Genomic DNA, 14,822 nt, shown 5'->3' with positions numbered 1-14,822 from the left:
ATGGAAATCACTGCTGATGAGAAAAGATTACAGGATTTAGAGAAGCAGGTGCGAGTTCTTACCAAAAAGCTAGAACGCTCAGAAGCAGATCGCCGACAATTAGAAGCATCCAGCGAAGAACGTGAACGTGTACTCAAACAGGTAATTCGTGATTTTGAACTGTCAGAAAGAGCATTAGAAAAGCGCACCCATGAACTAGAGATAGCACTAAGGGATCTCAAGCAGTTGCATGTCAAACTAATTGAAGCTGAGAAAATGTCCGCTTTGGGGGTACTGGTAGCTGGAATTGCTCATGAAATCAATAATCCTGTCAGTTTTATTCATGGCAACTTAAACTACATTAAAGTCTATACTCAGGATCTCTTAAGACTAGTTGAAGCCTATCAAGATTATGTTCCCAATCCACCTCAAAACTTACAAGATTTAATGGAAGAGATTGATCTTCTCTTTTTAAGAGAAGATATGACCAAGATTCTCAAATCGATGCAAATAGGTAGCGATCGCATTCGAGAAATTGTCCTCTCATTAAGGAATTTCTCGCGGTTGGACGAAGCAGAATTTAAAGCAGTGAATATCCATGAAGGAATTGACAATACCATACTAATTTTGCAACATCGCTTACAGGCTAATTCACATCGTCCAGAAATTCAAGTCATCAAGGCTTATGGTAATTTACCGTTGGTAGAATGCTATGCAGGACAAATGAATCAAGTTTTTATGAATCTTTTGAGTAATGCCATTGATGCCTTAGAAGATTCAAGCCAATCACGGACATATCAAGAGATTGAGGCTGATCCAAACATAATTGAAATTAAGACAACGGTTGATAATCACAATTACATCAACATCACTTTTGCAGATAATGGGGCAGGTATACCAGAATCCGTCAGATCACGCCTCTTTGATCCTTTTTTTACTACCAAGCCTGTAGGCAAAGGTACAGGTTTAGGTCTATCAATCAGCTATCAAATCATTACTGAAAAACATAACGGTAAACTTTACTGCGATTCTACACTTGGAGTGGGTACTAGGTTTATGCTAGAGATTCCAGTGGAGCAAAGGTCTTCGTTAACGTGAGTTCGATAGCTGATTGACTGACAAATCTCTGTAGGGGCAGGTTTAGTAGATCAGTGATTGGCTTACAGCAAGGATTTTAGCAAAACCTGCCCCTACGGCAAGATGCGGATTTCCACTTTTGCCAAACTGACGTTAATAAATAGCTAGAAATATGGTAGTCCTAAAAAGGAAAGGATTTATATGGTAAGGATGGGCGGCGCTTCGCGCCGCCCATCCTTACCTATTTAGCACTACCAGAAATATTACAGAGTCAAAGATTGAGGATTGGTTTCAATCAACTTGGCTAGATCCTGTAAGAACTGCGCCGCATGAGCGCCATAGATCACACGGTGATCGGCAGTAAGATTGACTTGCATTTGGCTAGCAACCTTGATCGCCCCATCCTTAGTTGCCACAACTTGAGGACGCGAACCACCGATCGCTAAAATTGCACCCGTATTAGGAGGCAAAATCGCATCAAAGCGATCCACACCAAACATACCCAAGTTGGAAATGGTGAATGTGCCAGAGTTATATTCATCGGGTTGCAATTGCTTCGCACGGGCGCGATCAACTAGTCCTTTCCAGTCACGGGAAAGTGTATAGAGATCGGTTTGGTCAGCATTTTTCAACACAGGCGTAATCAATCCACCGTCATCCATCGCCACCGCAACGGCAACATTAATATTACTCTTGTACTCAATACCGCGATCGCTAAGACTTGCATTTACCAAAGGATGCTTTTGGAGAGTTACGGCTACAGCCTTAGCCAAAAGTGCGGTCATAGTCACACCCTTAGACTTGACTTGCTTGTATAGAGCATCTAGAGCATCGGTGGTAATCGTGTAGCCTACACGGAATGTCGGCACTGAGAGGCTCTGATTCATGTTATTGATCACAGCCTTTTGCAAAGTTGTTAAGGCTTGAGCAGTTCCTAGCGCAACGGGAGCCGCCGTTTTAACGGTCGCAGGGGCAACAACTTTTGCAGGAGCAGATGAGACTTGAGCTACAGGAGCAGGCGCGGGCGTAGAAGCAGGACTTAAAAATGCTTCCACGTCAGCAGCAGTAACTCGTCCATTGGGACCAGTACCCGAAATCTTAGCTAAATCAATACCGTTATCCTTGGCAATGCGCTTAGCTCTGGGAGAAACGATCTGACGACCTGAGGGTGCGGCGGGTGCAGATTTGCGAGGAGAGGATACAACCACATCAGGGATTGAAGCGACGGATGCAGTTGTGGGTGCGGAAACTAGCTTAGCAGGTGGCTCTTCAGATTCTTTGGGTGCAGCCCCATCACTTTTCTTCGCAGCCTTTTTCTGGGCTTCTGCGATTTCTTCTTTGGTTTCAGCAACATAGGCGATCGCCGAACCAACAGGAGCAGATTCGCCTGCGGGAGTGAGAATTACTCCAAGATAACCTTCGTAGAAGGTTTCGACATCCATATCAGCTTTGTCAGACTCTACAATCACGACAGTTTCGCCTTTTTCCACTTTGTCGCCAGGCGATTTCACCCAAGAAGTGATTTTGCCTTCGGTCATGGTGGAGCTAAGCGCGGGCATGAAAATTTCGTAAATCATAGGGAATTTTTAAAAATCTATTGCACAACTAACAAAGTCAACGGCTGTCAACGGCTGGGTCGCTAAGCCATCATAAATCTTAACTTGTTTTTGCGATCGCTTACAGCAATTCTCGGTTCAAAGATAAAAGGCGGCGCGAAGCGCCGCCTTTTATCTTTGTTTTTTCTTGCACACAAAGCATTATCAAACTTATTCGTTCATTTCTCGATAAATTGTGGCTGTAGCAGGTGAAGCTTGAGTTAGGTATTGGAAAATCCAGAATTTAAACAATCCATCTAAAAATACGGGAACTGTTGAGATAAAAGATTGTGCCAAGATTTTATTTTCAGGTAATCCAAAATGATTAAATAAAACTGTTAACAAAGCATCCCATCCTTCGCTAGAGTGGAAACCCACAAAAGTATCAGTTGAAATAATAATCAAGAAGGCTTTAGCGTTGTCATTGAGACTATAGAGAACTTCATCAAGAAATTCTTTAATAGTTTCTAACTCTTTACGCCCTGAGAGTAAAAATAGATAAAAGACAAAAGATGCAGTGATATCAGCAAGCAAGTTTTTTACACCATCAAGGCTTTCAGCATTAAATCTTTTTAAAATTCTGACCGATTCTTGTCTTATTAATTCTTCAATTTCTTCGGATTGTTCTGCTGCCGTTTTTTTAGGGTTGGTAGATTCTTCTCTCTCTAGCGATTCTTCTAGCGCAATTGACTTGATCGTGTAGTCAAATTCAATTCTTTCTTTAGCTAATCGCAGTGCATTAAAGGCTCTCTCCTCGACCGCAGGGCTAAACTTGACAGTCATAATGCTGGGATCAATAAAGCTATCGATCATCGGACTAAAAACTATTGCTTTCGATAAAAACTGCACGGCGATCACCGAAATCACTAAAATCACGATGTACCGTAAAGCCTGAGTAATGCGCTTTTGTGATTGCCTTAATTCCTCAACAATATCTTTCTCATAATCTGGATATGAGCCAGTAAGATTACGTTTAACCCGATCAAAAGCTTTAAAAAAAGACCCAGGTAAAATACTTTTTTCTACTGATGTTACTTGCTGAGGAGGTCGTCTGTATTTTTTGGATTTATTCGTGCTCTTAAAGAGTTGAAACTTTTCATCAGTTTCAGTCTCTACAAGCTCTTCTAAGTTCTGCCGATTATCCGACGAATTCGTGTTAACCGAAGGCTTTGCTGAAACATCAATAGTCTGATCACTTGCTTGGTTATATCTTTCGAGGGTGTAATCAATAAACGCAAGTTTCTGGTAAATGGAAAATCTACGACTATTGCCACCTAGTTGATTTGCCGATAGTTGTCCATTAGCAACGGGATCATTGTCCTGATTGTTGGGGGCGTATTTAGCGATCGCTGTATTTGCTTGATTACTTGAGCTTTGAGTCTGTAAGTAAGGTAATGAAGCACTTACCCTATAAAAATTTAGCCCTGCATTGATCGTTCTGAGATATTTCTGAAGCTGGATCTCAAATACGCTAAATACATTGCGACCAAAGCTGCCATCATTAGCAATTTTATTGCCTTTGAAAGTTTCTTCTTCAATTCTCTTGATGTTGACAGCTGCTTCAAAAGCCTCGTTAATCGCGCGTTCAGGCGTGTTTTTGACCCAAGAGAAAATATTTTGCAAGGGGGAAGCGTTATTGTCGGGGGAGTTTGATTTCATAGTGAGGCGATCGCTATAGTGCCTAGGATAAACGAAAAACTAAACAGTAGAAGGTATACTTCGCACCACTTCTATTATTTACACAGGGATTTCAATCCTAAATTCAGTGCCTTTGCCAACTTTGGAAAAGCATTGCAATCTGCCTTGATGTTTCTCCACCACAATCTGATAGCTAATGGATAGCCCCAATCCTGTCCCTTTGCCCACAGGCTTAGTCGTGAAAAAGGGATCAAAGAGTTTGTTGACAATATCTTCAGGAATGCCACGACCATTATCGGCAATGCTGATTATTACTTTTGGTTGCTGATTTTCAGTTGTGGGTGGCTTAAATTCAGTAATGATCGAGATTTCACTAGCGACATGTTGAGAAGAATCTGCGGCATGATCGCGATCGGTGACACTCTCATCAAGTGCATCGATCGCATTACTTAAAATATTCATAAACACTTGATTGAGCTGTCCTGCATAGGCTTGAACAACTGGAATATTGCCATAACGCTTCGTTAAGTTAATTGCGGGGCGATCGCCATAGGCTTTGAAGCGGTTTTGCAAAATTAGAAGCGTACTATCAAGCCCTTCATGGATATTAAAGGGTTTAAGCCCTTCTTGGTCTGTACGCGAAAAATTTCGCAAGGATAAAACGATTTGGCGAATGCGCTCAGCCCCGATTTTCATCGATGTCAGCATTTTGGGCAGATCTTCTTGAAGAAAGTCCAGATCGATCTCATCGAGAAACTTGACGATTTCAGGGATTGGCTCTGGATAATTTTTTTGATAAAGGGCGATCACATCTAATAAATTTTGGACGAATCGGTTGGTGTGATTGAGATTGCCATAGATAAAGTTCACAGGATTATTAATTTCATGGGCAACACCTGCGACGAGTTGACCAAGGCTGGACATTTTTTCGGTCTGGATCAGTTGACTTTGAGTTTTCTGCAAATCAGCAAGAGCTTTTTCGATTAGTAGGGCTTGGGCTTGGGCATTGGCGGCATTGGCTTGGGCGCTGTCAAAGAGTTCAGCCTGATCAATCGCGATCGCTAATTGGTTAGCAACCGCTTGGAGTAGCTCAACTTCATCCGCATCCCAAGGGCGGCTCCCTTGACAATGCGCCGCCACAATCACCCCTAATTTTTGCGATCGGGTTTTGATTGGTACAAGTAACTGCGAAGTAAAACCTTTCTCGGCGAGAAGCATCCGACTTGGGTTATCTAGTTCAGCATTGGTATAGATTGATTGAATCCGAATAATTTCTTGGCTAAGTAAGCGCTGACCAAATTTCGGCAATCGCGACAGGGGATAACTAGTAGCAGCATTCAGAAAGTTATGACTAGAAGCAAAATGCACAAGTTGAAATTCTGGTGGATTGGTATCAGGAACATGCCAAAAGAAATTACACAGATCAATTAGTAACAAATCCTGTATTTCATTGACAGCAGTAGCAAGGATCGTATCGAGATCAAGGGAATTACGAATCTGACTAGCAAGGCGACGGTTGAGCATCTCCTCACGTCTGACTAGATCTTTATAACTTTGGCGCGATCGCTCTAGCTCTCGTTCGGCACGACGGCGTTCCCACTGCTCCTTTTTGCGATCGCTAATGTCATGAGCCACAATCACAATATTTTGGACATTCCCTTGCTCATCACGCATCACACTGCCCGATGATTCTAAAATCCGCCAAGTGCCGTCCTTATGTTGCATTCGATATTCTAAAACCTTGCCCACACCTGTTCTTAAGGTCTCTGCGGCTGCTTCTAGCACTTGTGCTTGATCGTCAGGATGAATCTTGTCGTAAGCCCATGTCCCTTTTAACTCTGAAGAGGTATAGCCCAGAACTCTTTGATAGGAAGGGCTATTGTAAATGCGATAGCCTTGGGCATCGATCACCGCAATTAAGTCGGCAACATTTTCCATGATCGATCTAAATAGGCGATCATTTTTGAGGGCTGATATATCTGATTCATCAGAACCCTGCTTTGTTTTATGCGCTGCTGTGTGATCGATACTTGCGTCCGTCATAATGAATTTTTAAAGATAGGACTGCATGAAATCAGATTAAGTTTGCCTAACAGTGCAACCAAATGCAATAGCATTTTTTAAGTGGCTAATTTAGTTTTGGGTGCAATGTTGAATCTTAATTTAAATCGTAATTTAGAAAGAAGCAGCGATCGAACTAATCATCAAACCGATCTTATTGTTCAGAGATCTTGGTGGTTTAAGGGCGTGACGTTCGCGATCGCTTGTTTGTTTGTGACTTGTTTAACGATGATATCGGCGATCGCGCCAAGTATGGCAGCCTTACCAACCAAAAGTGCGATCAAAGATCCCCGCATTATCTTGAGAAACGCTTTGCCAATTGATAGTGAAGTGCTACGCGATGTCCAACGCACATTGGAGCAAATGCCTCGCCAAGCCAATCTGAAACGCTGGAGCAGTCTCAAAAAAGATATTGAAACAATCACGCAAACCCTGACTCAAAATCAGTCACAGTTGATTGCTGAAGTTAGCAGCGATCGCCAAGGATTAGTAACTGAACATCTGGCTAGCTTAGCAACGGCTCTTGTGCCTCTCCAAGAAGCGATCGCCATCAAAGATCGTAACAATGTCAAGGCTCTATCAGAAAAAGCCTTGGATTATGTCGGTCTAGTAGAAGCTGACTTTATCCAAACCTTCCCCTTTGAAATTCCAGCGAAATATGCCAATCTCCCCCAACTCAAGGGACGCGCTCTAGTAGAACTATCTACAGAAAAAGGCAATGCTACGATTACTGTCGATGGCTATAATGCGCCAGTCAATGCAGGTCAATTTGTGGATCTCGTGCAGAAAGGCTTTTATGATGGGCTGACTTTCACACGAGCAGACGAAAACTATTACTTGCAGACGGGCGATCCCGATGGACCATCGGATGGCTACGTCGATCCCAAAACAGGCAAATATCGCACAGTTCCCATTGAAGTCCGCTTACCCGATCAGAAGGTTCCTACCTATGGTAAAACCTTTGAAGAACAGGGTTTATCAGGAACAATACCTGTACTACCTTTTGCCGCCTTCGGGACTGTGGCGATGGCGCATCCCAATGATGATCCTAATGCGGGTTCATCTCAGTTTTTCATCTACCTATTTGAATCAGAACTAACTCCCGCAGGTCTGAATTTACTAGATGGCAACTACACTGTTTTTGGTTATGTCACCGATGGTAAGGAAACTTTAGATAAACTAAGACTAGGTGACAAAATTTTGTCCGCCCGTGTCATCAGTGGCGCTGAAAATTTAACTAATTAGTGTGTGGGGCTTTGCCCCACACAATCACAACTAGAGGAAAATTAATTTAATGGGTACTCCCCGCGACGAACCGTACATTTTGAGCTTGCCAACTCCCAGTAGTGCCATCAGTTTGGCGGGAACAAGGGAGGAAAATCTCAAAACACTTGCAGAACTAACGAGTGTACGGCTGGTGTTGCGGGGACAAGACCTCTTAATAGATGGCACAACTGAGCAAATCAGTCTAGTGGAACAGGTGATTAAGGCTCTAAAAACTCTGTGGTCACAGGAGAAAACGATCGCGGCTGTAGATATTCGCGCCGCCCTTGAAGCGATCGCTGAGGAACGCTCTGGAGAATGGCGCGATCGGGCGACGATATCGCGTAATAAACGCGGAGACTCAGTGCAGCCACGCACCTATCGTCAGCAGCAATATGTACAGGCGATGGAAAGCCACGATCTGATTTTTGGGGTTGGTCCTGCAGGTACTGGAAAAACCTATCTTGCGGCCGTTGCGGCGGTTAGTGCGCTACAGAGCAACAAATTTGAGCGGATTATCCTGACCCGCCCTGCGGTCGAAGCAGGCGAAAGTCTGGGATTCCTTCCTGGAGACTTACAGCAAAAGATTGATCCCTATCTACGTCCTCTCTATGACGCAATGTACGAAATGATCGGGGCGGAAAAAGTCCCGCAATTAATGGAGCGCGGCATTATTGAGGTTGCACCCCTTGCCTATATGCGTGGGCGCACTCTCAGTAACTCGTTCATCATCGTGGATGAGGCGCAAAATACAACTGCTGCGCAGATGAAGATGGTTTTAACCAGATTGGGTTTTAAATCGCGCATGGTGGTAACGGGTGATATCACCCAAATCGATCTGCCCCGCCATCAAAAGTCAGGTTTGATCATCGCCATGAATATTTTGAAAGGCGTTCAAGGCGTTTCCTTTAACCTGTTCGATAAGAATGACGTAGTGCGCCATCCCTTAGTGCATAACATCATCGCTGCCTATGAAAATGCAGAAGCAGATTAGGAAAAAAGGGTTGCTTAGCAACCCTTTTTTCCTAAATTAAAACTATTCCCACAAACCAATGGCTGAATATATTCAAATTACTGTCAAACTATTTGCAATTTTTCAAGAAGTACTCGCTACTGATGAACTGCAAATTAATTTGGAGTCGGGTACGTCGGTATCAACAATATTTGATCGCCTTGTGAGTCAATATCCGCATCTAGAGAAATGGCGATCGCTCACTCGTTATGCTGTCAACCTAAATTTTGCAGATCCCCAGACAATTCTAAAAAATGGTGATGAGGTTGCACTGATCCCCCCTGTGAGCGGTGGATAGCATCGATCCACCCTCTCATGCTTAGCTTTGACCAGACCAGTCAAGCAAACCACTAAACTGGTGCAAGTCAATAAAACTAAGCTGTAACAAAATCATCAGTAAGGGTCCTTCTTGGCGTTCTTGCCAACGTTTGGCAACCGCCAACTGCTCACGGTCAACGACAGACAACTCCAGCAGGTGTCTCTCTAAATCTTCTTGGCGACTAGCGATCGCATATGTCTGGGAGTGATAACTCATTGAGATCAGATAACTAATTACTTAAGCAATTTGGATTAATAGCGTAGCGCACCTTACCATATCTATCAACGTCCGTCAAAATTATTTTTTTGTTAAAACATGAACTTAACGTCAGTTCAATGACAACAAAAATGGTAAGAATCGCTAAGTGATTCTTACCATTTTTGTTGTCATTAGCAGTGTGCGAAGTACGCCGCTAATAGCTACTCCCTTCCCACTCAAGCAATATACATTAAACCCAATAATTAGACATTGCGGCGCTTCGCGCCGCAATGTCTAATTATTGGGTGGGAAGGGAGTATATCGAACTCACGCTAAACTTATACCAATTCACGAAAGAGTGGCAACACTTTCGTGAATTAAAACCCAAAACCAGTAAGGGTTTTAAAAACACAAAATGGCTATGCCATTTTGTGTTTTGGTATTAAAAAGACAGGATGCAGCATTTTACGCTGTATCCTGTCTTTTTAAGTGTGATTTATCTTGATAATTTTATAATTGACGAATATTTCAAAAAATTTCTACAAGATTCACCTGACAGAATCTCTAAAAGCGCATAATAAGTTTAGTAAATCTCTTAAAATTGGTAATCTTTTCTAGATTGCATCACTCTTGTTTTGGACGCTTCTAAATAATTTCCAGTGCTTTTACAAAATTTCCCTACATGGACAATCCCAAAGTTTCTGAAGAAATATCCACTAAAGACTGGCAAACGATCCAGCAAGAAGTAAAAGAATTACGAATGGAAGTCAGCCGACTTCAAATGGAAAACTGCGATCTGGAAAATTCCCTGTTAACCGCAGTTGAACATGGTGATCTTGTTGAATCAGAACTACTAGATGTCAATAAAAGATTAAAAAGTGAAATTATTGAACGCAAGATGGCGCAAGCGACCTTGCAATCAATTTTAGAGATCGTCTATCGCGATAAAAGCGATCTCGAAATCATGCTGATGACCACTACTGAACATGGTGACGCGATCGAGTACGAGCAGTACAATCGCGCTGTTGAGACCATGCGTCAAAGTGAGGAGCAGTTTAGAGCGATCGCTGAATCAACTAGTATGGCAATGCTCGTAAGTAGCCTCTCAGATGGGGCAATTACCTATGCCAATACCAGCGCTGGCACAATGCTACAAAGGGAATCCCATGAGTTAATTAAGCGCTCAATTAAGGATCTTTACTACTTACCTGCCGAATGGGAAATTTTGCAGCAGCAATTTTTGCAAAATCAAAGGGTGCGTGACTATGAGATTCGTCTATGTAGAGCAAATCAGGAACCTGTGTGGGTACTGGCTTCCCTACACCCACTATGGCTGAAAGGTGAGCAAGTCTTATTAAGCACTTTCTATGATATTACGCTGCTTAAAAAGATAGAAATTGCACTACGTGAGTCAGAAACAAAACTCCGAGAACAGGCTAACCTCTTAGAACATCGTGTTGAAGAAAGGACTCGCGATCTTAAACTTGCCAAAGAGGCTGCTGAGGCAGCAAGTCGCTCTAAAGCCGCATTTTTAGCAAACATGAGTCATGAATTGCGAACTCCTCTAAATGCAATTCTTGGTTTCGCTCAGCTTATGCTCTATGACCAAGAGTTAAATGAGCAGCATCAAGCTGACCTACAAACAATTTGCAATAGTGGTAATCACTTGCTAACGATGATTAATGACATATTAGAAATGTCGAAACTCGAAGCTGGTAGCGTACTTCTCCGTGAAAAGGAGTGCTATCTATACAATATCGTGGATACAGCAAGAGATATGTTATCTCTGAAAGCTCTAGAGAAATCCCTATCTTTCGATGTCAGTATTCAACCAGATGTTCCTCCCTATATTTATACCGATGAAGGTAAATTACGCCAAATATTAATCAACTTGATTAGTAATGCGATCAAATTTACGGAAACAGGACATATTCATGTTCGTGTAGATGTGCGTAGCCTTCCTGAAGATGTGAAAGCTATCGTTGGAGAATATTCAGAAATACCTCGCATCCTTTGTTTTGAAGTGGAAGACACTGGTGCAGGTATATCTGAGACAGAAATACTAACTTTGTTTCAGCCTTTTGTTCAAACTCATTCTGGTAGGCGATCTCAGGAGGGTACAGGGTTAGGTTTATCCATTAGCTATAACTACGTCAAGATCATGGGTGGACAGATGTCTGTAACTAGTAAGGTCGGCGAAGGTTCTACTTTTAGATTTTATATTCCTGTCAGATCCTTGGATTTATTTAATCTAAATTCTCCCAATAAATTACCCAACCGCGTGATTGGTATTGAGGGAAATCCAACTTACCGCATCTTAATTGCTGAAGATATGCGTTTGAATCGCCAACTATTAACCAGAATTTTGTCACCTCTGGGTTTTGAGGTGCGTGAAGTTAGTAATGGTGAAGAAGCGATCGCTGTATGGGAGTCTTGGTCACCACATTTAATTTGGATGGATGTCAGAATGCCGATCCTCAGTGGGCAAGAAGCTGCCTCGGCAATTAGGGAAATTGAATCAATGAGAAATATACCAGCATCGCAAAAAGTCCGAATTATTGCTTTGACCGCTAGTCTAATCGATCTTAGAGAAGAAGAATTATTTTTGCAAGGGTTCGATGGATTTCTCGCTAAACCATTTACTGAAGACAAGATTTTTGCCAGAATGGCTGAACATCTGAACTTGAGATATATTTACAGCAACAAATAACTCTAAGAAGTGCAAGGCACTTCTTAGAGTTATTTGTTCCAGTTATAGTGCTTTGCGCTTAATTAAACCCCAGATAAATTTTGGGAAGCGGCGCTCCGCGCCGCTTCCCAAAATTTATCTGTATTACTCAAAGCCTCAATAGGCTGTACTTAATGTACATAGGAACGAAATGGAGAAGCCTTTTCTGCTAGGATTTTCTGCATTTTTAAAGTGTTATATACGGGATTCTGTTCATAATCTCCATAGAGAACAATGTTTGCCAAAAATCCATTTACCCCCTGCACATCTTCAATCCGTTCTACATATTTACAAGATTTAATCGATGTATTGTTTTTGCGCCAGTTTAAATATTCAGAATAGCTGCCTGCAATAATGAGAGTCTGGCTGTTGTAAGTATCAGTAATAGCGGTCATTGTTTGTGTCTATTGATGTCAGTAAGATTTTCTTAATTACGTCTCAAAATAATTTCCTCGTTTGCAATCTTAAACAAACTTAGTATAACTTAACATATTTTGTCGTCACCCATTAAGGTGCAAGAGGTGAGAGAAATGATAGAAACGCAGGGGTTATACTTCTATCGTTTTTAATAGGCGATCGTGTAGACTTAAGACGAAAAGAATTCCGCCTTCTACTTGGGATGTTTTTGCAATGCGCCTCCAACCTTATCTATTGTCAGCCTTAGTTGCGCTCTTACTGATGATTACTAGTTGTGCTTCTACAGGACAATCTGCTAGCGCTCAACTGTCTGATGCTCAATTTGAATCCAAGGTCTTAGAGATTATTCGTAAAAATCCACAGGTGATTTTAGACTCTGTGCAGTCTTATCAAAGATCTCAGGCTCAGCAAGAAGAGCAATTGCGCGATAAGGTGTTATCACAGATTCGCCAAGAGCCTCGTTTATTACTTCGCAATTCTCCTGTGACAGGTTCGGCAAGCCAGAAAATTATTATGGCGGAATTCTCCGACTTTGAATGTCCTTTTTGCGCTAGAGGTCATGCTGTAGTCAAAGAGTTTATGTCAAAAAATCAGAATGATGTAACTTTGGTATACAAGCATTTCCCCTTGTCAGAGATCCATGCTCAGGCGGAACCCGCAGCATTTGCCTCATGGGCGGCTTTCCAACAAGGTAAGTTTTGGGAATACCATGATGCCTTGTTTGAGCAGCAGAACAAACTTGGTGAAGAGTTTTATTTGGAATTAGCTAAGAACTTGAAGCTTGATATTGATCGCTTTAATCGCGATCGCCAAAGCAAAGAAGCCAAGGAAGCAGTTAAGAAAGATTTTGAACTTGGTAAATCTTTAGGAGTACGCGGCACACCTTCCTTTGTAGTAAACGGAGTATTTTTCTCTGGTGTACCAGAGGTCAAGGATTTGGAAGCGTTGGTTGCTCAAATTAAAGCAGGTAAATAATTAGAGAATAGCTTTGCTAAGCAAAGCTATTCTCTAATTAAAATCTCTAAAAAGCTTGCTTTGCAAGCTTTTTAGAGATTTTAAAAAAGTAGATCGCAGTTTCTGTGTTTTTAGTAACTTAGTATTTTTTAGATGAGAAACGTAAATGAGCAATTGGAGTAAGCAAATAACTAAGACTCCCTTTGCTCGTTTATCCGATCGCCTGATCTGGTTATCAGAGCATCCTATCTATGGAGTCATGGCGATCGCTTTAGTTGCCTTTGCTAGCCGATTTTGGAATTTGGATGGTCTGAGGGATATCGTTTTTGATGAGCTTTACTACCCTAAGTTTGCTCAAAATTATCTACGTGGTGTGCCATTTTTTGATGCTCACCCGCCCCTAGCCAAGTACATCATTGCCATAGGGATTCAGATTTTTGGCTATGCACCTTTTGGCTATCGCTGCATGACGGCACTAGCTGGCTCACTGTTGCCCTTAGTTACCTATGAGTTGATTTGGCAGTTGAGCGATCGCCGTGGTTGGGCATGGCTAGCAGGTTGGTTTATGGCTATGGATGGTTTGCTATTGGTGGAGTCACGGTTTGGCTTGATCAATACCTATATTCTGCTGTTTGGGATGCTCAGTCAGCTATGTATAGTGCTAGCTCTTAAGCGATCGCGACAACGTTGGTTTTGGGTAATGGCTACAGGCTTAATGTTAGGCGCATCAATTAGTGTGAAGTGGACAGGCTTGGCTTATATTGTCGGGCTTGTCGTTCTCATGGGTTATGCATGGTCACGTTATCGCCAAACTTTAAATGCATTGCAAATCTTAATTGGTTTAATCATTTTACCGATCGCCTTTTATTTTGTGCAGTGGATTCCGCATTTGATGATGAATCACGAATTTGATATTTGGGAACTACATCACCAGATCCTTGGCTTTCATCAAAACTTGGGTGCTGGAAAAACTGAACCGATTCATCCCTATTGTTCACCTTGGTGGAGTTGGATTTTATTAATTCGTCCAGTTGCCTATTTCTTTGAGATGCGTCCCAATAGCATGGTGCAATTTGTTCATGCGATGGGTAACCCTTTGTTATATTGGCTTAGTGCGATCGCCTTATTAATCTGGTTAGCTTTTTTAATTGCCTCAAAACTAAAATTTTCGCCCCAAATATTAACTGAAATTCATCCTAAAGAGCGATCGCAACTATTTTGGTTTGCGTCCTATGTGACGATTAGTTTTGCTGGTCATTGGTTGCCTTGGAGCTTGAGCAAACGTTGCATATTTCTGTATCACTATATGCCCGCCTCAGTTTTTGCCTTTACCGCCCTTGCCCTCTTGGTGTCATGGATGTGGCGATCGCCATTGCAGGAAATGCGAACGCTCGGTTCGGGGATTGTGGGAATTATTGCGATCGCTTTTATATTTTGGTTGCCTATTTATATCGGTTTACCGATCTCATCGGGTTATTTGCCCGTGCTAATGTGGTTACCTAGCTGGATCTAACATAAGACGTTGCTTCGTAACGTCTCTACTCATACTTTTTGACAAACGCGCAAGCGTTTCCAAAAGCT

12 protein-coding genes are annotated in these 14,822 nt (G+C 42.2%); 7 read left to right on the top strand and 5 right to left on the bottom strand.

Annotated elements, in window-relative coordinates:
- A complete protein-coding gene (locus ABM313_RS14560) occupies window positions 1-1,077 on the top strand; it encodes a sensor histidine kinase (RefSeq protein WP_434683906.1) in 1,077 nt (358 codons plus the stop codon).
- Between the two features lie 242 nt (window positions 1,078-1,319).
- On the opposite strand, the gene ABM313_RS14555 is transcribed toward ABM313_RS14560, so the two are convergent.
- The 3 genes from ABM313_RS14555 to ABM313_RS14545 all read right to left on the bottom strand — a co-directional run bounded on the left by ABM313_RS14555 (window position 1,320) and on the right by ABM313_RS14545 (window position 6,332).
- Entirely contained in the window at window positions 1,320-2,633 is a 1,314-nt protein-coding gene (locus ABM313_RS14555; RefSeq protein ID WP_434683905.1) for a dihydrolipoamide acetyltransferase family protein, read from the bottom strand.
- A 189-nt stretch (window positions 2,634-2,822) separates the two neighbouring features.
- A complete protein-coding gene (locus ABM313_RS14550) occupies window positions 2,823-4,310 on the bottom strand; it encodes a hypothetical protein (protein WP_434683904.1) in 1,488 nt (495 codons plus the stop codon).
- Between the two features lie 78 nt (window positions 4,311-4,388).
- The gene (locus ABM313_RS14545; protein WP_434683902.1) at window positions 4,389-6,332 is read right to left on the bottom strand and encodes an ATP-binding protein; all 1,944 of its coding nucleotides are present in this window, start codon (window positions 6,330-6,332) and stop codon (window positions 4,389-4,391) included.
- 81 nt (window positions 6,333-6,413) lie between these two features.
- Between ABM313_RS14545 and ABM313_RS14540 the strand changes: the two genes are divergently transcribed.
- Genes ABM313_RS14540 through ABM313_RS14530 form a run of 3 tightly spaced genes read left to right on the top strand, consistent with a single transcriptional unit; the run spans window position 6,414 to window position 8,923 of the window.
- Window positions 6,414-7,595, top strand: a complete 1,182-nt coding sequence (locus ABM313_RS14540) for a peptidylprolyl isomerase (RefSeq protein WP_434683901.1) — start codon at window positions 6,414-6,416, stop codon at window positions 7,593-7,595.
- Window positions 7,596-7,644: 49 nt separating this feature from the next.
- Complete coding sequence (locus ABM313_RS14535; protein WP_434683900.1) at window positions 7,645-8,607, top strand: PhoH family protein; 963 nt, start codon at window positions 7,645-7,647, stop codon at window positions 8,605-8,607.
- A 58-nt stretch (window positions 8,608-8,665) separates the two neighbouring features.
- Window positions 8,666-8,923 carry a MoaD/ThiS family protein gene (locus tag ABM313_RS14530; RefSeq protein WP_434683899.1) on the top strand — a complete coding sequence of 86 codons (258 nt, stop codon included), beginning with the start codon at window positions 8,666-8,668 and terminating at the stop codon, window positions 8,921-8,923.
- Window positions 8,924-8,944: 21 nt separating this feature from the next.
- Here ABM313_RS14530 and ABM313_RS14525 read toward each other — a convergent pair whose 3' ends face one another.
- Window positions 8,945-9,160, bottom strand: a complete 216-nt coding sequence (locus ABM313_RS14525) for a DUF2949 domain-containing protein (protein ID WP_434683898.1) — start codon at window positions 9,158-9,160, stop codon at window positions 8,945-8,947.
- A gap of 664 nt (window positions 9,161-9,824) precedes the next feature.
- Between ABM313_RS14525 and ABM313_RS14520 the strand changes: the two genes are divergently transcribed.
- Complete coding sequence (locus ABM313_RS14520; protein ID WP_434683897.1) at window positions 9,825-11,852, top strand: ATP-binding protein; 2,028 nt, start codon at window positions 9,825-9,827, stop codon at window positions 11,850-11,852.
- Window positions 11,853-12,001: 149 nt separating this feature from the next.
- Here ABM313_RS14520 and ABM313_RS14515 read toward each other — a convergent pair whose 3' ends face one another.
- A complete protein-coding gene (locus ABM313_RS14515; RefSeq protein WP_434683896.1) occupies window positions 12,002-12,265 on the bottom strand; it encodes a hypothetical protein in 264 nt (87 codons plus the stop codon).
- 235 nt (window positions 12,266-12,500) lie between these two features.
- On the opposite strand from ABM313_RS14515, the gene ABM313_RS14510 reads away from it, so the two are divergent.
- Both ABM313_RS14510 and ABM313_RS14505 read left to right on the top strand, forming a co-directional pair.
- Window positions 12,501-13,262, top strand: coding sequence for a DsbA family protein (locus tag ABM313_RS14510; protein ID WP_190578519.1), 762 nt, complete (start codon window positions 12,501-12,503; stop codon window positions 13,260-13,262).
- Between the two features lie 145 nt (window positions 13,263-13,407).
- The gene (locus ABM313_RS14505) at window positions 13,408-14,754 is read left to right on the top strand and encodes a phospholipid carrier-dependent glycosyltransferase (RefSeq protein ID WP_434683895.1); all 1,347 of its coding nucleotides are present in this window, start codon (window positions 13,408-13,410) and stop codon (window positions 14,752-14,754) included.
- The last annotated feature ends 68 nt before the right edge of the window (window positions 14,755-14,822 follow it).

This window comes from Pseudanabaena minima str. Chao 2107, assembly GCF_051131155.1.
GTDB lineage: Bacteria > Cyanobacteriota > Cyanobacteriia > Pseudanabaenales > Pseudanabaenaceae > Pseudanabaena > Pseudanabaena minima.
Note: the sequence above shows the minus strand (reverse complement) of the source record. Positions and strands in the feature narration are given on the sequence as shown.

Excerpts from the sequence above, each read along its gene's own strand:
- ABM313_RS14510 (WP_190578519.1), top strand. The coding sequence starts at position 12,501 with ATGCGCCTCCAACCTTATCTATTGTCAGCCTTAGTTGCGCTCTTACTG.
- ABM313_RS14520 (WP_434683897.1), top strand. The coding sequence starts at position 9,825 with ATGGACAATCCCAAAGTTTCTGAAGAAATATCCACTAAAGACTGGCAA.
- ABM313_RS14560 (WP_434683906.1), top strand. The coding sequence starts at position 1 with ATGGAAATCACTGCTGATGAGAAAAGATTACAGGATTTAGAGAAGCAG.
- ABM313_RS14515 (WP_434683896.1), bottom strand. The coding sequence starts at position 12,265 with ATGACCGCTATTACTGATACTTACAACAGCCAGACTCTCATTATTGCA.
- ABM313_RS14525 (WP_434683898.1), bottom strand. The coding sequence starts at position 9,160 with ATGAGTTATCACTCCCAGACATATGCGATCGCTAGTCGCCAAGAAGAT.
- ABM313_RS14535 (WP_434683900.1), top strand. The coding sequence starts at position 7,645 with ATGGGTACTCCCCGCGACGAACCGTACATTTTGAGCTTGCCAACTCCC.
- ABM313_RS14530 (WP_434683899.1), top strand. The coding sequence starts at position 8,666 with ATGGCTGAATATATTCAAATTACTGTCAAACTATTTGCAATTTTTCAA.
- ABM313_RS14505 (WP_434683895.1), top strand. The coding sequence starts at position 13,408 with ATGAGCAATTGGAGTAAGCAAATAACTAAGACTCCCTTTGCTCGTTTA.
- ABM313_RS14550 (WP_434683904.1), bottom strand. The coding sequence starts at position 4,310 with ATGAAATCAAACTCCCCCGACAATAACGCTTCCCCCTTGCAAAATATT.
- ABM313_RS14555 (WP_434683905.1), bottom strand. The coding sequence starts at position 2,633 with ATGATTTACGAAATTTTCATGCCCGCGCTTAGCTCCACCATGACCGAA.
- ABM313_RS14545 (WP_434683902.1), bottom strand. The coding sequence starts at position 6,332 with ATGACGGACGCAAGTATCGATCACACAGCAGCGCATAAAACAAAGCAG.